The following is a 26,794-nucleotide window of genomic DNA, read 5'->3' as shown; positions in this document are numbered from 1 at the left end:
GTCACCCTCAACCGCTGGTGGCGAGCCTGGACGGACACGGACCCACCCTCCGAGCTCCAGGCCCTGATCGACGCGGTCACCACCGGACACGGCATCGACCTCTACCGCCGGATTTAACGAACTACCGTTACGTTGTTGGTGGGCTGCTTCCGGTCACTCGTAGGATCGGGAGGCCCGGGGGGTGCCGGGTGTGGCTGTCAAAGTCATGCCGAACGTGTGGCTTCTACTGATTGGCCGCCCAGTGCCCCGCGACGACTCGGCCACTGATTGGGATGCGCGGCAAGATCGCTTGGTAAGGACACGCTGGCGAGGTCGTCTGCTGGGACTTGAACTGGAACGCTCTCGGGGGTGAAGGTGCCCGAACTCTGGGCTGGCACAGACGCCGGCAAGGCTGCACACCACTGCACAGTGATCGACGCTGACGGCAAGCGCAGACTGTCGCGGCGGGTGGCAAACGATGAGACCGAACTGCTCAGGCTGATCGCCGAAGTGCTGGAGCTGAGCGACAACGAGCCGGTGACCTGGGCGATAGATCTCAACGCAGGCGGGGCCGCGCTGATGATCGCCCTGCTGACCGACAACGGCCAGCAGGTCATCTACATCCCCGGCCGCACCGTCCATCACGCCTCGGGCTCCTACCGGGGCGACGGCAAGAGCGATGCCAAGGATGCCTTCATCATTGCTGATCAGGCCCGTATGCGCCGCGACCTGGAAGCGATGCACCGCAGCGACGACATCGCCGTGGACCTGCGCATCCTCACGTCCCGCCGCCTGGACCTGGCTGCGGACCGCACCAGAACGATCAACCGGATGCGGGCCCAGCTGCTGGAGTACTTCCCCACGCTGGAAAGAGCCTTCGACTACAGCACTTCCAAGGCCGCCCTGATCCTTCTGTCGGGCTACCAGACTCCGGCCGAGCTCCGCAGGATTGGCAAGCACCGGCTCGCGACCTGGCTGAAGAACCGCAAGGTCCGCAACTACAAGCAGGTGGCTGCCACAGCCGTTGAGGCCGCCGAAGCCCAGCACACCGCCGTCGCCGGCGAGAGGCTGGCCTCCGTCATGGTGGCCAAGCAGGCGAGGGAGGTGATGGCCCTCGCTGAGGAGATCGCCGAGACCGATTCCCTGATCGAGGGCCGGTTTCATGACCACCCCGCCGCCGAGATCGTCCTGAGCATGCCCGGCATCGGTCCCGTGCTGGGAGCGGAGTTCATCGCCCAGACCGGTGGTGACATCAGCGTCTTCGGCAGCTGTGACCGCCTCGCCGGCGTCGCCGGCCTGGCCCCCGTCCCCAAAGACTCCGGACGCATCAGCGGCAACATGCGCCGCCCTCGACGCTACAGTCGCCGTCTCATGCGGGTCTTCTACATGTCGGCCATGGTCGCCGCCCGCTCCTGCCCCGTCTCCCAAGCCTTCTACGAACGCAAACGAGCCGAGGGAAAGAGCCACAGACAGGCAATCATCGCGCTCGCGCGACGCCGTCTGAACGTCCTGTGGGCCCTGATACGCGACGGTCGCACCTTCCAGACCACCCCACCACCGCCCCCTGCCACACTCGGCTGAGAAACTCACACACTGTCACCGACACCAGTTGACAGCTCCATTGGGAATCAGTAGCCACCAGAACTGGAACCTGAGAGGTGGGGCAGGTCAGCCTGTCACCCGAACCTGCAGCAGACCCAAGCCCCGGGAGGGCAGGGTGACTTGGGCAAGGTCTCCGCGTCAAAACCGGACCTTCGTTGCGTTCGTAGCCACCTCACTTGTCTTTTCCTCCGGGTCGTGACCTGTGGATGTACTGGTCGGCCCAGGCGCTGATGATGTGGGCGGCTCGCTGCGCCTGTCCTCGTGCGGTCAGGAGGTGGTCTGCTCCTTCGAGCGAGACGAAGCTTCGCGGGTGTCGTGCCTCGCGGAAGATCTCGCTGGCGTTGGCGATGTCGACGGTGTTGTCGGTAGGCGAATGCAGGACGAGTAGCGGTAGGTGCAACTCGCGTATCCGGTTGCGCAGGCTCGCATGGTGGACGTCGTCGACGAAGGCGCGCTTGAGGACCAGGGTCCTCCCGCCGACGAACCACTCGTGCGACCCGTCGGTCAGAACGCGCTCCATGACCGCGTCGTACTGTCGCTCGACGTGGCTGGGGTCGGCAGGCGCCCCGATGGTGGCGACCGCGCGAACGCCGGTTGCCTCAGCTGCTGCTGCGATGGCGGCGGCGCCCCCCCACGAGTGCCCCACCAGCAGGTCCGCTGGAGTTCCTCGCTCTGCCATCAAAGTTGCTGCACGGACGGTGTCCTGGACCTTGATGGTGAAGGAACCGTCCCCCCAGTTGCCGTCGGAGTCTCCGATCCCCAGGTTGTCGTAGCGCAGCATCCCGATTCCCTCGCGTGCCAACTGCTTGCTGACGCGCGAGGCGGCCGGCGAGTTCTTGCCGAGTGTGAATCCGTGGACGAAGATTCCCCAGCCCCGGATCTCGCCTTCTGGCAGGTCGATCGCCCCGGCCAGTTTGGGGCCGACGACGCTCTTGAATCTCACTTCTTCGGTCATGTTGTGAACGCCTCGGCACGGACTGGTCGCGGGGGTAGGGGCAGGTGGCTGGGTGAGGGCGACACCGGCTGGTGCCACGCCCGTGCTCCGCGCCAGGGGAGCCTGGCCTTGAGCGCGGTGCTTGCCGCTGTCGGCGCGTCAGACGGCCGGCTTGTGGACGGCAGTCGGCTCGGTGGTAAGCAGTGCTGTGATCTCAGCGGCGAGGTGCGGGCCGAGCTCACCCCAGCCGTCCTTGTAGCCGTAGACGCTCGCCAGAGTGCGGGCCTCGTAGTCGCCGTTCATGATCTCGATGTCGTCGGCTGTGATGAGTGCCGGGTGGGCGACGCCGACAGCTCCCGAGACCTTCAGCAGCTCCTTACGCAGGGTACGCAGGTAGACAGCGGCCCGGGTGGCCTTCGAGGTCGGGTCGAGGCCGCGGGCCAGCCATGGGTTCTGGGTGGCGATACCGGTGGGACACGTGTCGGTGTGGCACTTCTGCGCCTGGATGCAACCGATGGACAGCATCGCCTCACGTGCCACGTTGATCATGTCGGCACCCAGAGCGAAGGCGACCGCGGCGTTCTCGGGCAGGCCGAGCTTGCCGGAGGCGATGAAGGTCAGCTCGTCGGTCAGCCCCTGCTCGGCGAAGGTGCTATAGACCCGGGAGAAGCCCATGCGGAACGGCAGCGACACCGAGTCGGTGAAGATCAGCGGCGCCGCCCCGGTGCCGCCCTCGCCGCCGTCGACGGTCACGAAGTCGACACCACGGTCACCACGCGCCATCAGCGTGGCCAGCTCCTGCCAGAAGTCCATCTCCCCTACCGCGCTCTTGACCCCGACCGGCAGACCAGTCTCGGTGGCGAGCAGCTCGACGAAGTCGAGCATCGAGTCGACGTCGTGGAACGCGGTGTGCCGCGACGGAGAGGCACAGTCCTTGCCGACCGGGATGCCCCGGATCCCGGCGATCTCCGGGGTGACCTTCGCGCCGGGCAGCATCCCGCCCAGCCCTGGCTTGGCGCCCTGCGAGAGCTTGATCTCTATCGCCTTGACCGGGGCGCCGGCGACCACTTCCTTGAGCTTGTCGAGGTTGAAGCTGCCGTCCTCGTTGCGGCAACCGAAGTACGACGTCCCGATCTGGAGGACGAGGTCGCCGCCGTTGCGGTGGTACGGCGAGAGGCCGCCCTCGCCCGTGTTGTGCATCGTGCCCGCCAGTGCCGCACCCTTGTTGAGCGCCGTGATGGCCGCGCCGGACAGCGATCCGAAGCTCATCGCCGAGATGTTCACGACGCTCGCTGGCCGGAACGCCTTGGCGCGCCCGCGCGGGCCGCCCAGCACCTTGGCCGAGGGCAACGGGGCCTGCGGGTCGTGCAGGTCGGGAAGTGTGCCGGCGAACGTGCGCTGCTTTACGTACGCGTGCCCCTGCACGTGCTCGACGTCGACCTCGGTTCCGAACCCGAAGTAGTTGTTCTCCTCCTTCGCCGACGCATAGATCCAGCTGCGCTGGTCACGACTGAAGGGGCGCTCCTCCTCGTTGGAGGTCACGATGTACTGCCGCAGCTCCGGCCCGATCGTCTCCAGCAGGTACCGGGCGTGCCCGATGACCGGGAAGTTCCGGAGCAGTGCGTGCTTCTTCTGGATGACATCACGGACAGCCAGGACCGCCAACGCTGTTGCGGCGGCTGCGCCGATCCTCCGGGCGTGCATGAACGTTCCTCCTCGATGCACGACTCCATCGCGATGCGGTGGAGTCGTTATGCCGCGTTGGGCGTTGGACGGCGGGCACACGGCCAAGCGGGCATCAGCGTCCGTCGGCGAATGCGGCCTTGCACCGTCCGCCGCTCCGCGCCTGCTGACGGCGCACGCTCCGTTGTCCTGGTCCCGGCAAAGCTACCTACCCATACATAGTTGAACAATGAAATAGGTGCGTGAAGTAAATCACCCGAATAGTCCGGAATACATGGGTAGCGATAAACCATGTCGATTTTCGGGTCTTCAAAGTTGGGCGGTGCGGAGGTGTTCGTGGGCTCGGCGGGTGGTGACGCAGCGTGTGCGCAGGCGCTGGTTGTCGGCGTTGCGGAAGCCGAACGCGTTGCGGGCGACGAGCTTGATGATGCGGTTGATGTCCTCGCTTTTGGCGTTGCTGTGGCCGGTGTGGATGAACGCCTCGATCTCGGGCCACCAGCGGTCGACGGTGACCGCGAGCTGCCTCACCTCGGGGAGGTCGGAGTCCGCGCACCGGGTGAGGAACTTCCAGCGGGCGTGGCCGATGCGGTGGCGGTCGGCGCCGGTGCGGGCCAGGGCGAGGAGGGTGCGCAGGTTCTCCTTGGCGATCCACGCGGTCAGCAGCCGCCGGCCGATGTCGCCTTCGTCGAGCAGGGTGTTCCACATGGCGGCGAACTGCTCGTCGGTGAGGTCCTCGCGCTTGCGCCGGAGCCGCCGGCGGGCCTTCCACTCGGGGTCGTCGGCGCGTCCGCGCCGGCCGCGGATCTCGGCGGTGGTGCGGCGCCGGACGGTGGAGAGCATCTTGTTGGCGAGCTGGACGACGTGGAAGTGGTCGACCACGACCGTGGCCCGGGGCAGGGCGAGGCGGACGGCGGCCCGGTAGGCGGTGGACATGTCGATGGCCACGTACTTGATGGCCTTCCTCCACTCCAGCGGGGTGGCGACGAGCCAGGCCAGGACATCGGGGACGGTGCGGCCCTCGACCTGGCCGAGCAGCCCGCCGGTGCCGAGCGCGTCGACGAAGCCGGTGTGCCACCGGTCGCGGACCAGGTGCCACTTGCCGGTGTCGGGGTCCTGCTCCCAGCTCGGGCTGCCCCGGCGGGTCTCGTCGATGCCCAGCACCTCCACCTCGGGCAGCGGTGCCTCGGTGACCTCGCGGGCCTGGGCGCGGAAGGCGTCCATCACCGTCGGCCAGGACAGGTGCAGGTCGCGGGCGGATGACGGTGGAGCCGGCGTCCCGCACCCGCCGCCCGGCCCGAGCCCGCAGCCGGGTGGTGATCCGTGCACCGGCCGGTATCTGCGGGACCTGCTCGGTGAACGACCCCCGCGGGCAGGCCGACTCGGCACACCACCAGCGGCGCTTGTGCCAGCGCAACTCCAGCCCGTTCTCCCCGTACGGCAGGTCCCGGGGCCGGGTGACGACCGAGCCCTTCACCCGGGTGGCTAACACCCCGCACGCCGGGCACGCCCTCGCGCTCTCGTCCGCCGTGACCAGGTGGACCCGGCGACCGCCACCGGCCAGCCGCTCGACCCGCACGACGGACACCCCGTCGAGGTCGAGCAGCAGCGTCGTATCGTTGAGCAAGCCCGTGGCTCCTGCGTGATCGTTCTGCCTGAAGAACAGAAATGATCACGTACGGCCACGGGCCTCCCACTTCCGGGCCACCGCCCCCGTCACCGACCGTGACAGCACATCAACTGCCCGACCAAGACACACCGCTCAACTTTGAAGACCCGGATATCGCGGAAAGAATGCTTGGATTGGGCGCACGGCCGTACTGCGTGGTGGTACGCGCTACGGCGCCCCGGATGACCGGTTACTCCCGCTATCTTCGGGGACCATGGGATATGGGGTAATTGGCAGCCCGGCGGTTTCTGGTTCCGTCAGTTCAGGTTCGAGTCCTGGTATCCCAGCCAGTGCGACGCCGCCCACCCGGCGCCCGATCGACCCTGCCCAGGAGGCCCGGTCGGATGACGGTGCAGAATCTGTTCCCGGGCACCCAGCGGATCATCGGCGCGCGGCAATCGGAGGGGCCGAGTTGGCGAAGGCGTTGAAGCCGGCGTGCGGCATCCGCGTCTCCGGTGCGGCGGTGCGGTCAACGCCGAATACGGCCGGGTGCCTGGGGTCTCGGGGCTCGGCTCGGCGGCTGCAGCAACTCATCCGCCTGCAATGCCCACGAATGAGACAGACGCCATGACAACGGACCGGCGAGCTCAAGGTCGTCATCAACCGCGCAACGCAGGACCACACCTCCGCACCGCACCAGCGCCAGAGCTACATCCCACGCCCTGTCTCCGAAACGGGACTCCACCGTGGCCCAAGACCGCCTCTGCACCGAGAGCACCCACACCAGATGCCGGCTATCCAAAGTCTCCGGGGGTTCGTAGGCCGGCTGCTTCCGTGCAGTCACCAGGTCGACTTCCCGAATGCGCAGCAAGCCTCGGCGATTACGCGGTGCGCGGTTCATCCCGTCACGACGTACCGGTACGGACAGAGCATGTGTGCCCTCCGGGGCTTCAGCCACCGATACCCGGATGCGGCCTTCCGCTTCACTGAACAACAGAGCCATAGCGCCCGCCCCGGCACTCACATGCCCTCCCCAGAGACACATCGGACCTTGGACCCAGGCAGATCCACTCTGTCAGGAAGGCATACACAAGGCCTCTTGCGCCCCACAAACGGACAATGTGAGTTCAATCCAACACTGGCCCAAAGCAGACACAGTGACGTACCGTCACCTGCTATTCGCACCCCCAGGTGGCTCGCGAGGAGAATCGACGCCGTCCTGTCACGGAGCAGGTGCCGACCTCTTGCCGTCCGCCTCCTCCCGCTGCAGTTCGGCCGTGAAGATCTCCCGAACGCGTTCGTCATTGTCCTGCGCAAGCCGGCTGAGGGTGCTTCAGAGTGCCTCGTCGTCGGACCAGCCGAGCATCGGTGTGGTGCCGCCGGCTAACCGGGCGTCTGGATTCCGGTCCTGGGCACGCTGCAATACGGCTTGCTCCGCCAGCTCTTGCACATAAGATCCAGCGCGTCGGACCGGAACCTGGCTGCCTGATCAGCGGCTTCCTCGTGAGAAGCCTGGTCGGTGACGCTGACTGAGGAGAGTGCCTCCGGCCGAGGTCACACCCGGCTCGGCCGCAGCGGAGGGTCACGCCGGTGGGAGCGGCAGGGAGTTGATCAGGCCCATCCGAACAGCGTCTGACCCTGCCGTATCCGCTCCGGCTGCGCAGGGGGACGCAGTCACGGTGGAGGATCTCGTCTTGACGGGGTCTTGTCCCATGCCGATGCCAGGGGCCTCGCTGTGGGCTTGGGGCGGTGCACGCCGGATGTGCGCCTGCGCGCCCCACCCCGCCCGCTACGACGCCCTTCAGGTAGGGCAGCATCCGGGCAGTCGTCGCCTGACCCTGAGGGGCTGTCATGCCGTCCACCTTCCGCGCCGTGTCCACTGTGACGCTGTCCTGCCTGCTGCTCGCGGGCTGCGAGTCCGCTCCGCTGAACTCCTCTTCGCCCTCCGGGAGCGTGAGCTCGCCCGCGGCATCCTCGGGGGCAGGCGGCGCAGGCCGGGCGATCGCAGTGGGCGCGGGCCCGCAGAAGAAGTACACCGTCCAGCAGCAGCCGGCGGCGGGGACGTGCCACTACCGGTACGACAAGCGCGAACCGCTGCAAGACCCGGCGTGCACGCCGGGCGCGATTTCCCCGGCCGTCACGCAGGCGAACCTGAAGTCGACGATCTGCCGCAAGGGCGGCTACACCTCCGGGGTGCGCCCCTCCACCTACGTGACGGCCAGGGAGAAGAAGCTGAACGCGGCCTCCTACGGATTCACCGGCAGGATGGGGGACGCCGAGTACGACCACTTGATCAGTCTTCAGCTCGGCGGTGACCCCAACGACGCCCGGAACCTGTGGGTGGAGCCTGCCGACCCCGGCCACCGTAAGGGATCCGGGGTGAACAACCTCAAGGACCCGGTGGAGACGAAGCTGCACACCGCGGTCTGCTCCGGCAAGGTCACCCTCGCCGCCGCGCAGCAGGCCATCGCCACGGACTGGACGACCGCGCTCAGTAGCCTCGGCCTCAGCTGACCAAGATTCCTGGCCCGGGTCGGCGGGGCGCGAATGCCGTGCGCTTGGGGTGTGGGAGCGTGGCAAGGAGGCCGGGCCCGCCGCTTTCCCCCGTAGCGGTGGACCCGGACTCCTTGCGTGCCGCGGCCGAGGCCGACGGTGACAGGCAGGCAGGGGCGGTGAGGTTCCTGGCACCCCATGCAGCGACCACGACCTGGTCGTCCTTGCGCTGCGCCGGGGGACCGGGTTCCCGACGGCGGCCGGTGGCGGGATGGCGCGGCGCTCAGCCTCATCAAACGCTACGTCGACCGTCTTACCCGCGACCGGGAAATCAACCGAGCAGCACCTTTGACATGCCCTGCTCGGTAGGAGTGAAGACCGAACATGGACTGCCCGGCGACGGCGACGGCGAGTCCGGGCCTAGGGCGGGTGCGGGGGCGTAGTAGTCAGTCCCTGCCTGTCGGCTCTACGCTCGTGGTCGGGCTCCTGGCCGGAGCCCGACGCGCTATCTGCAAGGGGGCGTTGTGGATGTGGCGGCGCTGATCCTTCTGGGGGCCACGGGTGGCGTGTTACGGGGGCTGCTGGACGCCTATGCCCGCTTCCTCGACTGGCAGACGGACCGGCGCACACACCGGCAGACCGGGCGGGAAGGCGAACCTCCCCGGTTTGCGGAGTACTTCGACGTGGGGGTCGAGCCCCTCGCGGCCGTGCTCCACAGCGCCATGGGCGCAGGAGCCGCCGTGCTGTTCGGCACGACCGGGCAGATCAGCGGTGCATACGCCGCCATCGTGGTGGGCATGTCCGCCCCGGGGCTGCTGACCCAACTCAGCCGCATCCAGTCGGTGCACGATGCGCTCACTGCAGGTCAGACGGCCGCGTCAGGCCCTGCTGAGCCCACGGCCCAGCCCGCCAGCCTGCCGCAGACGCTTCCCCTGCCGCAGCGTGCTCACAGCGAGGGCGGTACGCACGTCGAGCCAGCAGCACGGCAGGGGACGAACGGCCGGCCCGTGACGGCCGCAGACAACTCGACGCCAACAGTGAGCCGTTCCACGACGCGGCGTACTGAAGGCGATGTTCAGCCCCTGCGCCAAGGACGGCTCGCCAGTGAGGGGGAGAGCACGTGACGTCCACCCGCTCATTCTCCAAGCGCTTTGCGCACGCTGCGCTGGGAGCGGACCGGCCGGGCCGCAGGCCCCCGACGGCTGGGCAGCAGCGCACCCTTCCTCTTTCCCGGCGGCTGCTGGCAGCCCTCCTCGGGATCCGCGTACGTCCGGACCTTGCGCGCCCGTCCGCCGCAAGCACCGTACACATCCCGTCCGACACTGCTGTTCCCGAGCAATCCGATCCCATGCCGTCGGAGGGCGCAGGTCCCGAAGAGCCGACACAGCCGACCGCCCCGTCCCCGCCACCCAGCCGTGCCGAACGGCGGCCGCGTCCACGTGCTCGTAGAAGCTCCGTCCCGCAGCATCTGCTGAGCGAGGACCGCTACGAGTACGAGCGGATCCTCGCCGAGGCGCTGCTCTCCGCACCTCACCGCCCGGAACTGGCCGCTGTGGGGCAACGGCTCAACACCGAACAGCTGCGCCTGATGGCGCTGAACGCCACCCCTCTCATCGCGGCGGCCGCGGCGAACGAGTACCAGCACTACGTGAAGGTCCGCGAGGAACTGCGCAGCCCGGCCCTGCCCATACCCGTGGGAGCCCGGGGAGCCGATCCCGCACGGCTAGGCATGGAGGACGCCGCGGAACCGGCCCCCGCACCCGAGGGGTCCGCGTCGACGGGCGCGGATGCCGTCGCCGTCACCGCCGTTCTTGCGCCGGTTTTCGCAGGGGCGGCCGCGGCGATCTTCCTGCTCGTCGGCTTCCTTCTCAAGGTGCTCGATCGAGAGTCTGCGGCTTCGAAGGACATGATCGCGGCCGGGTGGCTGTTCGGTGCCGTCACTGCCGCTGCTGTGCTTGTCGCCGGTATCGGGCTGTTGCTGACCGCCCTGCACAACAGCCCCTCTCGCGAGCCGGGGCCGCCGGGCAGACTGAGCGATGAAGTGACCCAGGCCAAAGTGGCATGGCGGGAGGCGCTGCTGGAGCGAGGCATCCTGCCGTTTCTGCGGGAAGCACTGGCCGACCCCGGGACCGCGCCGCCCGTGCGCACGACGGCATCATCCGCCCACAGCGGCCGGACGCCGCGTCTAGACTCCGACCGCCCCAGCCCGGACGGCACCCCTGCTCCCGGTCCGCGCCCGAGCACCGTGACCTCCGAGTCCGAAGGCCCCGACCCACAGCTCTGACCAGGGCGACCGCACGGCTGTACAGCACCAATGATCAAGGAGCTCGTGCCTGGGCGCCCTCGGCCAGTCCCTCGGGGAGCACGGGCGCGATGCCCTGCCTGGCAGCAAGGAGCCATCCCCGCTGGCCGACGAAGTCCTCTCCATCGTCAAGATCGCCGAGTCCGCAGGTCTCTGGCTTCGTCGAGCTCTACGGCCGGCTCACCGTATGTCCGGCCGCAGTTGCGGTCCGCACACCTGTCGTCGCTCGGCCCGAACGGTCTCATCAGCCGACCGGGCCCGCAGCAGGGCGGTCTAGGTCTGATTGCGCAGGGCCGCGAGTTCCGCACACAATGCATCGTTTTCAGCGGCCAGTTCGGCTCTGCTGCGTCGGTCAGCGGGCGGCTTCCGCGAGCAGGCGACGGCAGTCGGCGTGAAACAGCTCGTGCGCCGCGTCCACGGCGGATCGGCCGCCGAACGAGACCGGCAGCCCGGCCCTGCCCTGGCTGACCAGGCGCCCCGCCTGGCGCATCGGCCTGGCCACCGCATCCCCGGTTCGCTGCGCTCCACAGCCGCCGTAGTGGTGCTGTCGCGGTCGTCACACCGTTCCTGCACGTCGCTACGGGATTGACATCGAGGCCAACACCCTTTCGCTGCCCGGAGAACGTCAACGGCCGTGATCTGTTGCCCCCAGGCTCTACGCAGACCTGTCCCAGGGGCGCTTGCGGGTAGGGGGACTGATTCTTCCCGGCCGGACGGTATGTCTGGCCGGGAGAAGTCTGTGTGGAACCTGTGGTGTCTCTACTGCCAGCCGTGCAGCGTCAGGGCGCCGGTCTGGGCGAGGCAGCCGTGCAGGCCCGCCCTGGGGTAGTCGATGATGTCCTCGGGGAGGTCATGGTCGGCGAACCACTGGAGCGCAAGGCACTTCTCCGGCTCCTTGTTGCGGGGTGTTCCCTGCCATCGGGTGGCTACGAAGAAGAACCCGATGCGTTCGGATCCGTCTTCCTGTCGGTGGTGTACGACGTGCCGCAGTTCCAGATGCTCGGGGTCGACCTTGACGTCGGTCTCCTCGAGCAGTTCACGAGCTGCTCCGACGGTGAGGGGTTCGCCCTGGTCGAGCTTGCCGGAGGGCAGATGCCACCGTCCATAGCCGTAGGGGCCGCCTCTCTGTGACAGCAGGATCTTGTCGCCGTCGCGCAGGAGAACGTGGGTGTCGATGGTGGGCTGTGCCGGGTGTCCGCTCATGATTCCTGGGGGGTTCGAGTCGCTGAAGCATCTGACGGTAGTGGGAAGGCGGGGAGCGCGTCGGCGATGCGGTGCGCGACCTCCGATGGGGTGATGCCGGTGCTGTCGATCATGAGTACCTTGGACCCGAGGTCTTCGAGGATGTTCGCGGCGTCGCGGTACAGCTCGACTTCCCGGCCTCTCCGACACCGTGAACACCGTCTGGCCTGCGACGATTGTCCAGACTTGTGTCGTTCACCTGCTGAGGAACAGCTTCCGTTACGCGGCCCGGCAGGACTGGGAGAAAATCGCGAAAGCGCTCAGGCCCGTCTACACGGCGTCGACCGAGGACGCCGCGCTGGAGCGGTTCGTGGAGTTCACCGACGCCTGGGGCGGCAAGTATCCGGCGATTGTCCGGCTCTGGGAGGCGGCTTGGGCAGAGTTCGTGCCCTTCCTTCAGTTCGACGTGGAGATCCGCAGGATCGTCTGCACCACCCACGCGATCGAGAGCATCAACGCACGGATCCGCAAAGCTGTCCGGGCCCGGGGACACTTTCCCACCGACCAGGCTGCCCTCAAGTGCGTCTACCTGGCCGTCATGAGTCTGGACCCGACCGGCACCGGACGTAAACGCTGGACCATGCGCTGGAAGGCCGCACTCCAAGCCTTCGACATCACTTTCGACGGCCGACTCACCGCCGGACGCCGCTGAATACAACCAACCGAGTTCCACCGTTCGCTACACAGACCCTCCGGTACGTCACGACAGCACCTCCTACGGCAGTAGCTGTTCCATGGATCAGATGCAGGCCAGCTGCGTTGCGGATACCCATGCCCGCGCGGTCGACCTGCTCTTGCTGGCCGCATCCGCGGATGGCTTACGGTGTTTCCCACCGCGCTGCACGGCGGCGGGCGATGACCTGTCAGAGGCGCGAGAGCGTAGCTCAGCTCTACCGTCCGGCTGGGCATCGAACGGTTTGGGGTATTTTCTCGGACACCAGCCTGTATCTGCCGATGTTGTCGTCTACGACGCAAGTCTGCGGGCGGCTTCGTGGCGGGTGTGGACGCCGAGTTTGGCCAGCACCGCGCCCACGTGATGTCCGGCGGTCTTGGGTGTGATGTACAGCCGGGCGGCGATATCCGCATCCGAAAGTCCCTCGCCCAGTAGCTTGAAGACGTCCATCTCCCGGTTCGTCAGTCCGTGCGGATTGGCACGGGTGGCTGCCCGGGGGCCTGAGCGGACCGGGCGAATTCCACGGATGCGCATCAGAGCACGGGTACGCGCTGCGGCGGGTCTGGCGCCAAGGGCTTCGAAATCGGTCAGTGCCCGGCGCAGCGTGGGCGCGTCTCCCGAAAGGCGGGCCAGGGCGGCGTCATAGGGGCAGCCGAGTTCGTCCCATCGTGCTGCGGCGCTGGTTGCGTCCCCGGCCAGTTCCAGCGCGTAGGGTTCGGCCGCTGGTGCCGGTGGGGGTGTGCCTCCGGTGCGGCGGATCCAGCAGGCCAGGGCGCCGGACAGCCAGGGATGGGAGCGGCCTGCCAATGCGGCGAGACCGTCTCGTGCCTCGGTCCGCGCACGGTCGTCTTCGCCTGCCAGCCAGGCTGTCTCGACTCGGCCCTCCCATCCGATTCCCAAATCGATCAGGCAGTTTCTGTCCACGAAGTGGGCTGCCTGCTCCAGCGCAGCCCCTGCGTCGGGTTCGCCGCCGCGGGCTCGGACCAGGGCCAGGACGGTCGAGGCGATGGCCTGGTCGATAGGTGGTGAGAGGGGGTGGGACAAGACCTCGTGGGCGGCGTCGAGGGCCTGTTTCCATGAGCCCCGGTTCAACAGCCTCCAGCTGTCCATGGCTTTCGTGCAGTGTAGGTAGGTGAGCAGTTCGTGTTCGCGGCAGTAGGTCTGCGAGCGCTGTACGGCTGCGCTGGCACGGGCGTCGTCATGTTGGATGAGGGTGTACCAGCACATGAGCAAGGCCAGGAAGCCGGCATCGAGAGTCAGGTTCTGGGCCATGGCGCTGCATACCGCTTGTTCGCACTCCTCCCAGCCACTGCCTTCGCAGAGCATTCGGGCCGCCGCGGGGTGGAACTGTGCCTGGAGGGCCGCCCCTGCGTCGCCAGGACGCCTGCCCACGGCCATCGCCTTTCGGGCGTGGCAATCGGCTACTGCCGCTTCCTCGTGGTCATAGGCAGCGAACATGGACATGTTCAGATACGCCGCGGCCAACTCCGCGCTGGGACCGAATTTTTCAAGGAGTCGCACAGCTTCCAGGCCCGCCTCCCTGGCCTCGACGCTCTTCCCGGCCGGCCACAGCATGTACGACAGCCAACGCAGGTCCTCCCCTTCGCGCTGCCCGTCACCCAGCGCATGACGCATCCTGACCGCCGTCCGGCGGGAGGCGATCGACTCATCCAGCTGGCGGGCCAGGAAACACGACAGGGAGTGGCCCTCCCACAAGCCGGCCCGCTTGTCGAGGGGCAGGCTGTCGGCGTACCGCAGAGCCCGGGTGTACTGGGCGGCTGCCTCCCGGTACGAGCCCAGAGCGGCGGCATGGGCGGCAGCTCTCGGCGCATACTCCAGGACGGCGGCCGGATCGTCGGCGGCCTCCGCGTGGTCAGCCAGCAGCGTCAGATCGTCCGTAGCCACAGGGCCGTGGCGCATTGCCTCCAGCACCTGACGATGTACGAGCAGACGTCGGTAGCCGGGTACGGCCTCCAGTACTGCCAGTCGGCCCAGTTCGTGACGGAACTCGATCGTCTGCCCGTTCGTGCACAGAATCCCACAGGCCAAAACGCCCTCGAGCGCGCTGTCGATGTCGGGTATGACGCTGGCCACGAGCGGCAGCGAAGCCCGGTGCCCCATGACGGCCAACGCGTCGGTGACCTTGCGTTCCAAGTCGGAGAGACCGACCAGGCGGCCGGCGACAGCCTCGCGCACCGTGGCCGGGACGTTCTCGGAGGGGGAGCACAGAATCTCGGTGACCAGGAATGGATTGCCGGCCGAGACGCGGTACAACTCCTCGGCGTCAAGGGTGTGTCCGGTGGCGAGTTGGGCCACAGCCTCGCGACTCAAGGGGTCCAGAGTGTGGCGGGACACCCACCGGTAGCCGGCCAGGGTGCCCAGCAGACCGGTCAGCGGGTGGGTGGGGCCGATCTCGTCATCACGGTAGGTGGCTACGATCAGCGCGGGAAGGTCCGGCAGGCGCCGGGCCAGGTAACGCAACAGGTCTGTGGTGGCTTCATCGGCCCAGTGGACGTCCTCGATGACCAGCAGGCTGGGCTGACCGCTCAGATCTGCCAGCAGGCACTCGAAAACCTCGCCAGGACGCCCGAGGCCGGTCAGCGCTTCCGACAGCGCTGTGCCCACAGCCGTGTCGAGCTCGGGCGCCAGGTCTATCAGTGGGCCCAGAGGACGCGGGGTGACCAGCGGGTCGCAGGCGCTGATCAGGACCCGGACGTGAGGAGGGACCACTCGGATCAGATGCTGGACAACGGTGGTCTTGCCGATCCCGGCCTCACCGCGCACGAGGGCCATCTGCCCAGGACCGCCTGTGGCCGTCTGTAGGTGACCAGCAAGGTCCTGGAGCACCGATTCCCGCTCCAGCAGAACCATCAACATCTATTCTCCCCCGATGCCGGACCAGCGCAAAAGATCCGAAACCGAACAGAACAAGCTGTGTGGTTGTGGGGGCACCGGCATACATGGGGTGTGCCAGGCGCGATGTGGGGTGTGGCGGAGTGGAACTTGGGGTGCGCACCCGATGCGCCGCCAGATGCTGCTGGCGCAGGCTGAACGGGTCAACGAGCTTCAGAGCCTCGGAATCGCGAGACTCACCAGGCAAGGAAACCGATCATGGAGCACAACGCTTGTCGGGCGTCGCAATTTCCGTACTGACTCAGGGATATCTTGCCGCTGTGGCACCCTTTCGGGCATTCCGCGACTGCGCTCGCAAGTAGGGCCCGGAGCGAAGTCTCCAGTCCTTTGCATGTCGAGGCAACAGCGTAGGGCGACGGAGTCATCTTCCGACCTCGAGCTACACAGTGGAAGCGGGGTTTCCCAGTAAACGGGACCACGGAGCTTATGGGCGCGTGTCTTTACCCGCTCACCTCTCACGCTAAGTAACCACCGGCCAGCTTTTCGGGTCTTTCGCAGCCCTGTCCGGCTTTTTGCGGTCCCCGTGCGCCCCGGACGCTGACCACCACCTCCATTCCGTCTCTCTAAGTAACCGTGAGGTTCGATCGTGAATATCACCATCGAGGACTACCTCCAAGGACTTGCCAACGACGGCTATCCCTTCGCCGAGGATGCGAGGGATCCCGAGTTCTGCATGCAGCACGGCTGGCACACCGGAGAACATCGCTGCCCGGTCTGCTATCGGCGATTCATCGCCCAACTCCGTGATAAGGACGAGGCGATCGACCGACGGTAATTAACCCGTGATCCCGCTCCGACGCGATAGTCACGTCGATGTCGCTGGTCGCATGCGATGGCGTGAAGCAGCGATGGTCGCTCAGTAATCCACCGTTCAGCCCAGGAGTTGGGGACCAGGAGATCTTTATCACGCACGCGTCGTGCCCGAGGTGGCAGTAGACACGGCAACGGCGTCGCGCATGAAACACCGCTACGCAGGGCGAGGGACTAGCCCGAACAACGTTGCAGCTTCGGCTTGCACCTCTCCTCAGCCACAGCCATCTCTGTGTGAGGACCCTCCTTAAAGGCACTGATCGCTGGCCATGCGGTCTCGAACAGATCACGTCCGAAGAGGGAATTCAGTGGCACGTAAATCCCATCCTGCAACATCCATGAATTTGACCATCCACCTGAAAGGGGAGAACGATGAGCAGAAAGCGGTTGCTGGTCGCACTCAGCCCAGCGATTTCAGTCTCGCTCGCATTCGCGCCGGGCATCACCACTGAAGCACTAGCCGCCTCACCTCCTGCCCGTGCAACGACGGCAGCTTCCTCCGGGGCCCTGGCTGACCAGTCAGGTGGCGACGATGGCGGAGAAGGAATGTCGGCTGACCCGCAGTCGGGGCTGGACGTGCAGCCGCCGCAGACGCCGGGGCTGGACGTGCAGCCGCCGCAGACGCCGGGGCTGGACGTGCAGCCGCCGCAGACGCCGGGGCTGGACGTGCCGACGCCGCCGACGCCTCCGACGCCGCCGACGCCGCCGACGCCTCCGACGCCTCCGACGCCTCCGACGCCTCCGACGCCGCCGACGCCGCCGACGCCTCCGACGCCGCCGACGCCTCCGACGCCTCCGACGCCGCCGACGCCGCCGACGCCGCCGACGCCTCCGACGCCGCCGACGCCTCCGACGCCTCCGACGCCGCCGACGCCTCCGACGCCTCCGACGCCTCCGACGCCTCCGACGCCGCCGACGCCGCCGACGCCTCCGACGCCTCCGACGCCTCCGACGCCTCCGACGCCTCCGACGCCTCCGACGCCGCCGACGCCGCCGACGCCGCCGACGCGAATCGTGATCGTGAAGCAGCAGCCGTTGATCGCGCGTCCGGCGCAGGTGATCCTCGTGCGTCCGAGTCATCCGCAGAAGAAGTGCATGGTCTTCCAGGTTCACCCAAAGGTGTGCCTGAAGTGGAAGTAGCCGCAGCCGTGATACCCCTCGCGCCGGTGTCATGAGATGTCGGTGAAAGGGCTCACAAGCGAAAATGGCTGCGCTGGCCCGGCCTTGTTGTGACCCTATGACAAGGCCGGGCCGGCGTCGGTGCGTCACATGACGTGGAGCGAGTCCGCCGCGGCCACCGCCACTGACCCGCACCCCGCCAGCAACCGGTGACCGCAGTCGTCCCCCGGCCCGCTCTTCACGGCCCGGTGCAGGCGGACCGGCTGGCGCGCGAGATCGCCGCGCGGATCCCGTCGGAGAACTGACGGCGTCACACGGCCTGGTCGGCTGAGCTGAAGGAAGAGACCGAGGCCACGGGATAGGCCGTGTCTGGCCAAGGCTTTGGAGCCCGGTGCTTCGGCAGATCTCCAGGGGGCCTGCCCCTCCTTATGGGACCTGTTCGTAGGGCTGCCCGGCTGCAAGGAGATGGCTGGCTACGGCGATGTCATTGGGGACCAGGGAGGCGTCTCGAAGTGGCCCCGGTCTGTGAAGATCGGCGCTCCCTGGCGCGGTCTGGAATCGACCTGTTTGGTCTTCCGTGCCGGCCGCTGGTGGGGCCGGTGCAGTCGTCGACGGCGGGGATCGTTCGGCGCGTGGGTGATCCTCGCTCCGGGCGTTTGTTGGTGCTGGCGCAAGATTGGCAATCTGCTGGTCTTTCGCTCTCTGTTTGCTGGGCTGTCTCTCAACGGCGGGTTCCTAGGGTCGTTCTCGTCCCTTGGAGGTCCGGTTCCGCAGACCTCTGAACTCGCTAGTTTCCCCAGTGTTTGGAGACATCCTGATGCGTGCTCTGCCCCGTCGTGCCGTGCTTGCCGTCCCGGCTGCTGTTCTGATGTTCGCGCTGGTCGCGTGCGGCAGCGGCGGCTCCGATTCCGGCTCCGGCAGCTCCGGTGCCGCCGACACCCAGCAGTCGGCGCAGAGCACGGGTGGCGCCGAGGCGGCCGGTGACACCGACGGCAAGACGGAGCCGCCGCTGACGGGCGAGATCAAGACGAAGGCCGAGGCCGCCGCGCTGGCCGCGTACCCGGGAACGGTCGTGAAGTCCGAGGAGGACGCGGAGAAGCCCGGCATGTACGCGGTGGAGGTGAAGCAGGCGGACGGCACCTCGATCGAGGTCTACCTGGACACGTCCTTCAAGGTCACCGACACCAAGAAGGAGGGCACCGAGGAGACCGAAGACGCCAGCTGACAGCTACGGCCTGAGCCGCTCGAAGGGAGAACCGATGCCCACCGACCCCGAACACGCCCCCGCCAACGTCTCGGACTACGGGGAGACAGCGGTCCCGGATGCGGTATCCGGTGCACCGACGCCGGCCAGCTACGGGGACCGCTTTGCGGAGGATGCCTTCGACTACCCGCTGTTGCCGGACGGTCAGAACTGGTCCGCCGAGGCGGCCTCGGCGTCGGCTGCGGTCGACGGTGCGACGGCCGACGCCCCGCAGCCGGCAGCCGCACCGCGCGGGAGGGAACGTGGCCAGGTGCGGGGCGCGGGGGGATGGCAGCAGGTGGCCGTTTTCCGCAGCCCGGCCCTGGCGGCGGGGGCGGCTGTGCTCCTGCTGGGCGGTTTCGGGTTCGCTCTGTCCACCGTCAGCGATACCGTCTCCTCCGACCCCACCCCGGGCAGCACCGTGCAGGTTTCCGCGCCGAAGTCACCGACCGGTCAGCCGCTGCCGCCAGCTCCCACGGCCGGCCCCGGCGCCGACGCTGGCGTGGGCGCTGCGGCCACGCCGACGAGCACGGTGCCGGGCACAGGCGAGGACCGGAGGCGTGCCGGAGAGCACGGCCCGGACGAGCAGGAACGCGAGGACGGCGACCACACCGACGACTGACTCCCCGGTCGGTCGGCTTCACCCGCCGTCCCGCCACGGCCGTCCCGCCACGGCCGTCCGGCCGAACAGCATCCCCGCACCGTTCGGCCGGACGGCACCATCTCACCCCCTCGCCCCGTACGTCTCCCTGGTCCCAGGCGGCTTCCCATCAACTCTCCGACTCCCCTGGTACAGGTGTGCGAGCCTGGCGCCATGCGGCTGCTGCTCATCGAAGACGACGACCGAATCGCCGGCCCCCTCACCGAGGGCCTGGGGCGCTACGGGTTCACCGTGGACCACGTCCGCACCGGAGCCGCGGGCCTTGCCGACGCCGAAGTGGCGCCGGACCTGGTGCTGCTGGATCTCGGCCTGCCCGACATGGACGGCCTGGACGTCTGCCGCAGCCTGCGCGCCCGCTCCGCCGTCCCCATCATCATGATCACCGCACGAGGTGAGGAAGCCGACCGGATCGTGGGCCTCGAACTCGGCGCCGACGACTACCTCGCCAAGCCCTTCGGCGTACGGGAGCTGATCGCCCGCATCCGCGCAGTCACCCGCCGCACCGTCGCGCCCGCCTACGCGCCGACCGGGACCACGCAAACACCCGGGGAACCCGAGCGGCATCAGGCCGCCGCCGGCGCGCAGACGCTGGGACCACTGGCCGTCAACCGCCGCACCCGCGAAGTCCACCTCGAGCGCCAGCACATCGCCCTGACACCACGGGAGTTCGACCTCCTCGCCTACCTCGCCCAGGATCCCGGCACCGTGTACTCCCGCCAGCAGATCATGGACACCGTGTGGGACCCGCACTTCTTCGGCCCCACCAAAACCCTGGACGCCCACGTCGCCGCGCTGCGACGCAAGCTCGGCGATGCGGGCTGGATCACCACCGCCCGCGGGGTCGGCTTCCGCCTCACCGTCCCCGGCCACCAGACAGCCGTTGAGGGGGCCCATTGACCAGGCGGCTGCTGCTGAGTTACCTCGCCCTGGCCCTGCTCGTGCTGGCCGGCCTGGAGATCCCGCTCGGCTACATCTACGCACGCGGTGAGACCGCCCGCGCATCCCAGAACATCGAACGCGACGCCGCCATGCTCGCCGAAATCACCGAGGAGAACATCGAGAAGGACCAGCTCGGCGAACTGCCCGACATAGCCGGCGACTACGCCGGGCGCACCGGCGGCCGGGTCGTCGTCACCGACAAGCAGGGCATCGTCCTGGCCGACTCCCACCCGGCTGGCCGAACCGGCATCAGCCTTGCTGCCGAGGCGGACATCGCACGCGCCCTGCGCAACCAGCCCACCGTCACCACCACGACCGACAGCAACGGCACGGATGTCCTGGCGGCCACCATGCCCGGCGCCTCGGGCACCACGATCCGCGGCGCCCTGCGCCTGACCTACCCGCTGGACGAGATCTCCGTTCGTGTCCACCGCATCTGGGGCGCCCTGGCCCTCGTCGGCGCCTGCGTCCTGGCGGCCGTCGCCCTGGTCGCCTCCAGCATGGCCCGCTGGATCACCCGGCCCCTGCGCACCCTGGAAGCAGCAACCAACCAGCTGGCCGACGGTCACCTCATCCATCCGCCCGACGCCACCACCGGACCGCCCGAACTGCGCAGCCTGGCCACCTCCTTCACCCGCACCGCCACCCGGCTCCAGCAACTCCTCAAATCCCAGCAGGCATTCGCCTCGGAAGCCTCCCACCAGCTGAAAACCCCGCTGACTGCGCTGCGGCTGCGGCTGGAGAACTTCGAGCCCTACCTCGACCCGCGCGCCCACCACAGCCTGGACGAGGCGGTTGGCGAAGTGGAACGCCTCGGCCGCATGGTGCAGGGGCTGCTGGCCCTGGCCCGTCTGGAAAACACCGCCACCACACCCGAACCCGTCGACCTCGATGCCGCCCTCACCGACCGGGCCGCCATATGGGAGCCGTTGGCCGCCGAACAGTACGTCACCCTCGACATCACCGGCCCGCCTGCCGGCCAGGTGTGGGCGATTCCCGGAGCCCTGGAACAGATCATCGACAACCTCCTCGCCAACGCCCTGCGTGTCTCCCCGCCCAATACCACCGTCACCCTGAACCGCATCCCGGGCGGCGAACTCCACATCACCGACCAAGGCCCCGGCATGAATGCCACCGACCGCGAGCGCGCCTTCGACCGCTTCTGGCGTGCCTCCGACTCCCACCACGACGGCACGGGCCTCGGCCTGCCCATCGTCCGCCACCTCGTCGACGCCTCCGGCGGCACCATCACTCTCAACCCAGCCCCCGGCACAGGCCTCGACGTCGCCGTACGGCTGCGCCCGGTGATCCGCCAGCGATCACACGGCGGCCGGGCACCTCGATCAGATCCGGAACCAGCGAGAACACGATGACCGGCCCAGAGGCCAACTCGGCGCTGGGTGCCGGGACATTCAGCACGCTCGGCCTGCATGTCCCGGCAGCCGGCAGGGTCAGCCGATGCCGGTGACCTGAAGGGCCGTGGTCCAGTTGGTCTTGATGGCGCTGCGGGCCGCGGACAGGGTGATGGTGCCGGCGCAGACGGCGTTCTTCAGCTTCGTCTCCACTCCGTCCTTGGTGCTGGCGGTCTTCGTGCCGGAGTAGGGCTCGGGCCACAGGTTGCTGGTGCTGCGGGGCGAGCCGCCGAGTTCGAGCGGGACCAGATGGTCCTCCTCGTAGTCGGCCATGTTGGTGTCCGAGTAGCCGTAGTCGATGATGCCCTGGGCCTTGAGGGGGTTGGTGTAGGACGTCGGCGGGCGGACGGTGGCTGTCCAGCCGGACACGCAGATCGTGCTCTGAATGGTCGACTGCGTGACATCCGCGTTGTAGGCACCGGGCGTACACGAGGAATCGGGCAGCGGCAGGTAGGCGTGGGAGCAGGTCGACGCCTGGGCAGTGCCGGCCGAAACAGCGATCATGCCTGCGGCCGCCAGAGCCAGGGCGCAAGTAGTAGCGGTGAAGCGACGCATAGGAGGTTCTCCCGCGAGGTCGGCCCGGACAGGGACGCCGGGCGGCTGACGGCATGACACCACCACCCACGTCTATGCGAGTAGAGCCGCGGGATGAACAAGAGACGACCTGCGCAATCCTTACCTCACCCTGACCAAGCCTTTCCCAGGCCCCCCGTTTCGCCGCCGAGCCGGGCCGCTTCCCGTCTGGACCAAGACCCGCACCCAGCGCGAGCCTGTACAGCAACGAGGTACAGCAACCCCAGCAGCCCACCGGCCAGACGAGCCGGTTGCGGGCTCCCGTAGCCTCGCGGTTTGTGAGATCGATACGTACGTGGTGGGACCGCGCGCAGGAGCGGCGTGACGGGGTGGAGGTGGCCCCATCGCAGTGGGCGGTTTTCGACCGGATCTCGGCTCTGCACGCGGCAGGCGAGTTCGAGGAAGCCGAGGCCGGGGCGAGGGCTCTTGCGGCCGCGCCGCGCGTGCGGGGCGGTGACCCGTGGCTCGTGCCGTGGCTGGCCATGTCCTCTGCCTGCGCGGCAGCCATCGCCCACGGGCGGGGGGCGCAGGTGCTGCCCGAGCTGGAAGCCATGATCGCGGCGGCGGCGCACATGGACGGCGGGCTGCATCTGCGGGGGAAACTGCTGGAGCTGCGGTCGGACCGTGTCCTGGTCCTCGTCCAGCAGGACCGGTGTGCAGAGGCTGAGGCCGAGGCCCTGGACATCCTGCGTGCCATCACCCGTCTCGCGTATCTCACCGAGGTGTGGCAGACCGAACTGGAGGCATTGACCTACCTGGCCGGCGCAGTGAACGGACAGCACCGCTACGAAGAGGCGGAAGCCATCGCCCGCGGGAACCTGCCGCGGGCGGACGAGCCCACGGCTGCGGTCCTGCAACGTGTCCTGGTGGACAGCCTGAATGGGCAGGGCCGGTACGAGGAGGCGCTGGCCGAGGTCCGCCGGCTCGCACCGGTGGGCCGTGCCGGCAGTGGAGCTGCGGACCTTGCCACGGCTACAGCCCTGTACGGCCTGGGCCGCCGCAGCGAGGCGGAAGCCGCCGCCCGCTCGGCACTGGCCGCCTGCGAGCAGTTCCTCCATCCGGCCCACCCCCGCATCCAGGACGCCCGCACGCTGCTGACCCGCATCACCGCCGAGGACCCGGACTCTGATTGAGATGCCGCACGATCCCGGACGGCGACGGGCCACACGCATGGCAGTACCAGCCGTTCGCGCCGCCTGCGCAATTCGTCGCTCAACCTTCCCTACGTTGTTCTGCGGGACAGGGCGAGCCCTTCGTATGGTTGGCCCACCCAGGGGCGTCGGGTGTGGCTTTCAACCTTCTGCCGCTTGTGGCTTTCACTGATTGGCCGCCTGGCGCCCCACGACGACTCGGCTGCCAATTAGGAATTGCGAATGATCGCCAAGTAGGGAATCGACAGCGAGGTCGTCCGTCGGGAGGCACCAGCAACACCACCGCACGGAGGCACCACATGGCCGCGATCTGGGCCGGCATCGACGCAGGCAAGACCCACCACCACTGCGTCGCGATCGACGAGAGCGGCCGTCGGCTGCTGTCCCGACGCGTCGCCAACGACGAACCCGAACTGCTCGAACTCCTCGCCGACGTCCTGGCCCTGGGCGACGAGGTGACCTGGGGCATCGACCTGGCCGACGGCGGAGCCGCCCTCGCCATCGCGATCCTCCTCAACCACGACCAACCGGTGCTCTACCTCTCCGGGCGGGCCATCCACCGCGCGTCCGAGGGCTACCGCGGCGAGGGCAAAACCGACGCCAAGGACGCAGCCGTCATTGCCGACCAGGCCCGTATCCGCCGCGACCTGCACCCCTTACTGGCTGGCGACGAGACCGTCACCGATCTGAAGATCCTCACCGGCCGCCGCATGGACCTGGTTGCCGACCGCACCCGCACCGTCAACCGGCTCCGCGCCCAACTCACCGGCGTCTTCCCCGGCCTGGAGCGCGCGCTCGACCTCACCAACACCGGCCCGCTCATCTTGCTGACCGGCTACCAAACGCCGGCTGCCCTCCGCCGGATCGGCCGCAAGCGGCTGGAAACGTGGCTGCGCAACCGCAAGATCCACCGCGCCGACCAGCTGGCCGAGACAGCCTTCCAGGCTGCCGAGCGCCAACGCACCAGCCTGCCGGGCGAAAGGCTGACCGCCCGCATGGTGCACACGCTGGCGGCGGAGGTGATGGCCCTCAACCAGCAGGTCGCCGAGATCGACAAGCTCATCGAGGCCCGGTTCCGCGAGCACCACGACTTCGAAGTGATCACTAGCATGCCGGGCCTGGGCGTCATCCTCGGTGCCGAGTTCCTGGCCGCCACCGGCGGCGACATGGCTATCTTCGGCACTCCCGACCGGCTCGCCGGCTTCGGCGGCGTCGCCCCCGCACCTCGGGACTCCGGGAAGATCAGCGGCAACCTGAGGCGGCCCCAGCGATACAACCGTAGGCTCCAACGCGTCTTCTACACCTCCGCATTGTTCAGCATCCGAAGGTGCGAAGAGTCCCGCCAGTTCTACGACCGCAAACGAGCCGAGGGAAAGCGCCATACCCAGGCCGTCCTCGCTCTCGCACGGCGCCGCGTCAATGTTCTCTGGGCCCTCCTGCGCGACGGACGGTGCTACGAGCTCACGCCGCCGACGGCCCTCGCGGCTTGACAAACGGCATTAGGAATCGGTGAGACGGGACACCTGGAGAGAATGCCGGCATGGTGATGGCACGGCACTGGTACTGCTCGTCGCCCGTCGTGGACGGGCATTCCCTCCTGGATGCGCCGGGCTTTTGGCCTGCGTACCTGGCGGACCTGGCCGAGGGGTTCGCACCAGAGGCCTTCGGGTCGGACGCGGGCGACGCGGACGCCATGCTGGACATGCTCCACGACCCGTCAGCCTGGCCCATGTTCACGGTGCCGCTGGCCGGCGGCTTCGCGATCATCGTGCACTTCAACAGCGGCGAGGAGTTCACGACCACGGACTACTTCCTCACGCATCCCGACTGGAGCCAGGATCTCGTCCTGGCCAGCGACGATCAGGACCGCATCGGCCCCGGGCTGTGCTGGCCCGAACTCGCCGCCCTGCTTCAGGCACCACCAGGTGCGGCAGGCGTCACCGACTCTCACGCCCGCCTCCTGCTTCTTCTCCCGGTTCTCGGCGACACGGCAATCCCGGAAGAAGCCGTGACGGCGGTCGTCGAGGCTCTGGCCGCTCAGGGCGCGCCCGAGGCGAGCGAGGCGTTGGCCAGACAGCTGCTTCAGGGGCACCCCATGTGGGGCGCCGAACACTGGTGGTTCGACGATGACGAACAGAGCTGGCTCTGCGAGGGCGATCACAGCCCCCGCAAAGTCCCCCTCGGCGACCACTTGCCGCCACAACAGCGAGCCGCCCTCGAAGCCTGCCTCACTCCCCGCTGACCGTCTCGAGCCGCAGGGACAACGCCCTTGGTGGCAGGGATCTCCAAGCGAGCGACTCGCCGAAGGTCGTGCCCTGCTTCAGGCAGTGGTACTGCTGTCCGATCAGGCGGTTGAAGAGTTGCACTGGGCGGCTGCGTACTGGTCGCCTTGTTCGCGGCAGCGCCGGTAGTGGGCGTTGGCCCCCCGGTGGATGCCCGAAGTGAGGCGAAGGCCCAGCCGCCGCGCCGGGCGCGCGCCCAGGTGCGCAGCCGGGCACGGACCGGGCCGGAGAGCAGGGTGCGGGGCAGGCCGGCGTGGTTGAGCCGGCCGTTCAACCACCGTCTGGTGATGGCGGACTTCTTGCCCGAGGCACGGGTGATGGGTGAGGAGCCGGCGTGGGCCTTGAGGCCGCGGGCGTCGCTGAAGGGCTGGTCGACGACCGTCAGCGCGCTGAGTTGTTGAAGTCGCGGATGCACCCCGGTAGCTCCAGGAGACTGTCCACCCTGAAGGTCGGCAGTTGCCGGGCTTCGTGCGTTCGCCACTGGATCGTCGCCCAGGGGTCCCGGTGAACGAGTGCCGTAGGCATGCCGGTGGCGACGGCCGGCCGCAGATCGTTGTCGACGCGGTCACCCACGTAGAGGATCTCCTGCGAGGCGAAGGGAGTCACCTCGGCGACGCAGTGGAAGAACTTGGCATCCGGCTTGCTGACGCCCCAGTCGTTAGAGGTACCGATAAAGTCGACATCGTCCGAGAAGAGCTGCCGCAGGATCGCGCCCGCCCGCACCGTCTGGTTTCCGGCAATGCCCAACCACAACCCGTCAGCACGCAGTTGGGCCAGGGCAGGCCGAACATCTGCGTAGAGATCCTCTTCTCGTGGCGACGCAGGTCCACGAGTGCGACCAGCGCACGGCGGTGCGGCGGGAGTTTGCACCGCCGGTCACCCTCACGGGTGACGATGAGCATCGTGACCCACTCGACCAGGGCATGGGGCAGGTCGAGTGCGGCAGGATACGGAACCAACAGGGCTCCTGTGCTGCTGAGTTGAGACGTCGAACACCTCCCTCAACGGCACGGGAGCCCTGTCCGTTGCGCACCCCGCCCCGTCCCCCGATCCATACCGTTCGTCGTGGGCCGTTCCGGTCATTCGTAGGATCGGAGCACCCAGGGGTGCTGGGTATGGCTGTCACCCGATAGCCGATGATGTGGCTTCCACTGATTGGCCGCCCGGCACCCCGCGA

The 26,794-nt window shown here is 68.1% G+C and carries 20 protein-coding genes, 1 tRNA gene and 5 pseudogenes; 15 read left to right on the top strand and 11 right to left on the bottom strand.

Features of this window, described 5'->3' with window-relative positions; genetic code table 11:
• The first annotated feature begins 354 nt into the window (after positions 1 to 354).
• Entirely contained in the window at positions 355 to 1,560 is a 1,206-nt protein-coding gene (locus tag FNH09_RS27140) for an IS110 family RNA-guided transposase (RefSeq protein WP_420802783.1), read from the top strand.
• A 193-nt stretch (positions 1,561 to 1,753) separates the two neighbouring features.
• Here FNH09_RS27140 and FNH09_RS27135 read toward each other — a convergent pair whose 3' ends face one another.
• From FNH09_RS27135 to FNH09_RS50260, 4 genes and pseudogenes are all read right to left on the bottom strand, one after another.
• On the bottom strand, positions 1,754 to 2,536 hold the full coding sequence (locus tag FNH09_RS27135; RefSeq protein ID WP_152892506.1) for an alpha/beta hydrolase family protein: 783 nt from the start codon (positions 2,534 to 2,536) through the stop codon (positions 1,754 to 1,756).
• 138 nt (positions 2,537 to 2,674) lie between these two features.
• Positions 2,675 to 4,219 carry an FMN-binding glutamate synthase family protein gene (locus FNH09_RS27130; protein ID WP_152892504.1) on the bottom strand — a complete coding sequence of 515 codons (1,545 nt, stop codon included), beginning with the start codon at positions 4,217 to 4,219 and terminating at the stop codon, positions 2,675 to 2,677.
• Positions 4,220 to 4,507: 288 nt separating this feature from the next.
• The gene (locus FNH09_RS27125; protein ID WP_338017699.1) at positions 4,508 to 5,524 is read right to left on the bottom strand and encodes an ISL3 family transposase; all 1,017 of its coding nucleotides are present in this window, start codon (positions 5,522 to 5,524) and stop codon (positions 4,508 to 4,510) included.
• Positions 5,525 to 5,588: 64 nt separating this feature from the next.
• Positions 5,589 to 5,774 (bottom strand): annotated as a pseudogene (locus tag FNH09_RS50260) (transposase family protein); the annotation flags it as partial.
• Here FNH09_RS50260 and FNH09_RS49580 point away from each other — a divergent pair.
• From FNH09_RS49580 to FNH09_RS27105, 5 genes are all read left to right on the top strand, one after another.
• Entirely contained in the window at positions 5,733 to 5,867 is a 135-nt protein-coding gene (locus FNH09_RS49580; RefSeq protein WP_274390273.1) for a hypothetical protein, read from the top strand. The pseudogene FNH09_RS50260 and the gene FNH09_RS49580 sit on opposite strands and share 42 nt — an antisense overlap.
• A gap of 212 nt (positions 5,868 to 6,079) precedes the next feature.
• Positions 6,080 to 6,154, top strand: a tRNA-Gln gene (locus FNH09_RS27120).
• Positions 6,155 to 7,655: 1,501 nt separating this feature from the next.
• The gene (locus FNH09_RS27115; RefSeq protein WP_152892502.1) at positions 7,656 to 8,318 is read left to right on the top strand and encodes a hypothetical protein; all 663 of its coding nucleotides are present in this window, start codon (positions 7,656 to 7,658) and stop codon (positions 8,316 to 8,318) included.
• A gap of 503 nt (positions 8,319 to 8,821) precedes the next feature.
• Complete coding sequence (locus FNH09_RS27110; protein WP_152892500.1) at positions 8,822 to 9,421, top strand: hypothetical protein; 600 nt, start codon at positions 8,822 to 8,824, stop codon at positions 9,419 to 9,421.
• Between the two features lie 224 nt (positions 9,422 to 9,645).
• Complete coding sequence (locus tag FNH09_RS27105) at positions 9,646 to 10,581, top strand: hypothetical protein (RefSeq protein ID WP_238427135.1); 936 nt, start codon at positions 9,646 to 9,648, stop codon at positions 10,579 to 10,581.
• Between the two features lie 370 nt (positions 10,582 to 10,951).
• Here FNH09_RS27105 and FNH09_RS46790 read toward each other — a convergent pair whose 3' ends face one another.
• Together FNH09_RS46790 and FNH09_RS27100 are read right to left on the bottom strand one after the other, a co-directional pair.
• Positions 10,952 to 11,089, bottom strand: a complete 138-nt coding sequence (locus FNH09_RS46790; protein WP_156110838.1) for a hypothetical protein — start codon at positions 11,087 to 11,089, stop codon at positions 10,952 to 10,954.
• Between the two features lie 269 nt (positions 11,090 to 11,358).
• Entirely contained in the window at positions 11,359 to 11,802 is a 444-nt protein-coding gene (locus FNH09_RS27100) for an NUDIX hydrolase (RefSeq protein ID WP_152892498.1), read from the bottom strand.
• Positions 11,803 to 11,971: 169 nt separating this feature from the next.
• Between FNH09_RS27100 and FNH09_RS27095 the strand changes: the two are divergent.
• Positions 11,972 to 12,493 (top strand): annotated as a pseudogene (locus FNH09_RS27095) (transposase); the annotation flags it as partial.
• Positions 12,494 to 12,805: 312 nt separating this feature from the next.
• Here the strand turns inward: FNH09_RS27095 and FNH09_RS27090 are convergent.
• The gene (locus tag FNH09_RS27090) at positions 12,806 to 15,391 is read right to left on the bottom strand and encodes an ATP-binding protein (protein WP_238427134.1); all 2,586 of its coding nucleotides are present in this window, start codon (positions 15,389 to 15,391) and stop codon (positions 12,806 to 12,808) included.
• A 622-nt stretch (positions 15,392 to 16,013) separates the two neighbouring features.
• On the opposite strand from FNH09_RS27090, the gene FNH09_RS27085 reads away from it, so the two are divergent.
• From FNH09_RS27085 to FNH09_RS27060, 5 genes are all read left to right on the top strand, one after another.
• On the top strand, positions 16,014 to 16,202 hold the full coding sequence (locus tag FNH09_RS27085; protein WP_152892496.1) for a hypothetical protein: 189 nt from the start codon (positions 16,014 to 16,016) through the stop codon (positions 16,200 to 16,202).
• 1,971 nt (positions 16,203 to 18,173) lie between these two features.
• Positions 18,174 to 18,581: a peptidase gene (locus FNH09_RS27075; RefSeq protein ID WP_152892494.1), complete on the top strand. Its 408-nt coding sequence runs from the start codon at positions 18,174 to 18,176 to the stop codon at positions 18,579 to 18,581.
• Positions 18,582 to 18,615: 34 nt separating this feature from the next.
• Positions 18,616 to 19,221, top strand: coding sequence for a hypothetical protein (locus FNH09_RS27070; RefSeq protein WP_152892492.1), 606 nt, complete (start codon positions 18,616 to 18,618; stop codon positions 19,219 to 19,221).
• Positions 19,222 to 19,413: 192 nt separating this feature from the next.
• Entirely contained in the window at positions 19,414 to 20,157 is a 744-nt protein-coding gene (locus tag FNH09_RS27065) for a response regulator transcription factor (protein WP_152892490.1), read from the top strand.
• The gene (locus tag FNH09_RS27060; protein WP_152892488.1) at positions 20,154 to 21,572 is read left to right on the top strand and encodes a sensor histidine kinase; all 1,419 of its coding nucleotides are present in this window, start codon (positions 20,154 to 20,156) and stop codon (positions 21,570 to 21,572) included. Before FNH09_RS27065 ends, FNH09_RS27060 begins: the two co-directional genes overlap by 4 nt.
• 78 nt (positions 21,573 to 21,650) lie before the next feature.
• On the opposite strand, the gene FNH09_RS27055 is transcribed toward FNH09_RS27060, so the two are convergent.
• Positions 21,651 to 22,115, bottom strand: coding sequence for a hypothetical protein (locus FNH09_RS27055; RefSeq protein ID WP_238427133.1), 465 nt, complete (start codon positions 22,113 to 22,115; stop codon positions 21,651 to 21,653).
• Between the two features lie 347 nt (positions 22,116 to 22,462).
• Between FNH09_RS27055 and FNH09_RS27050 the strand changes: the two genes are divergently transcribed.
• The 3 genes from FNH09_RS27050 (at position 22,463) to FNH09_RS27040 (ending at position 25,577) form a co-directional block, all read left to right on the top strand.
• Positions 22,463 to 23,317, top strand: coding sequence for a hypothetical protein (locus FNH09_RS27050; RefSeq protein ID WP_338017698.1), 855 nt, complete (start codon positions 22,463 to 22,465; stop codon positions 23,315 to 23,317).
• Positions 23,318 to 23,634: 317 nt separating this feature from the next.
• Positions 23,635 to 24,825, top strand: a complete 1,191-nt coding sequence (locus tag FNH09_RS27045; protein ID WP_152892484.1) for an IS110 family RNA-guided transposase — start codon at positions 23,635 to 23,637, stop codon at positions 24,823 to 24,825.
• Between the two features lie 50 nt (positions 24,826 to 24,875).
• A complete protein-coding gene (locus FNH09_RS27040) occupies positions 24,876 to 25,577 on the top strand; it encodes a hypothetical protein (protein WP_152892482.1) in 702 nt (233 codons plus the stop codon).
• Here FNH09_RS27040 and FNH09_RS48910 read toward each other — a convergent pair.
• The 3 pseudogenes from FNH09_RS48910 to FNH09_RS27030 all read right to left on the bottom strand — a co-directional run.
• Positions 25,564 to 25,981: pseudogene (locus FNH09_RS48910) on the bottom strand (hypothetical protein); the annotation flags it as partial. The gene FNH09_RS27040 and the pseudogene FNH09_RS48910 sit on opposite strands and share 14 nt — an antisense overlap.
• A gap of 17 nt (positions 25,982 to 25,998) precedes the next feature.
• Positions 25,999 to 26,427: pseudogene (locus FNH09_RS27035) on the bottom strand (HAD family hydrolase); the annotation flags it as partial.
• Positions 26,412 to 26,576 (bottom strand): annotated as a pseudogene (locus FNH09_RS27030) (IS5/IS1182 family transposase); the annotation flags it as partial. The pseudogenes FNH09_RS27030 and FNH09_RS27035, both read right to left, overlap by 16 nt.
• Positions 26,577 to 26,794: the final 218 nt, after the last annotated feature.

The sequence above is a fragment of the Streptomyces adustus genome (assembly GCF_009377175.1).
GTDB lineage: Bacteria > Actinomycetota > Actinomycetes > Streptomycetales > Streptomycetaceae > Streptomyces > Streptomyces adustus.
Note: the sequence above shows the minus strand (reverse complement) of the source record. Positions and strands in the feature narration are given on the sequence as shown.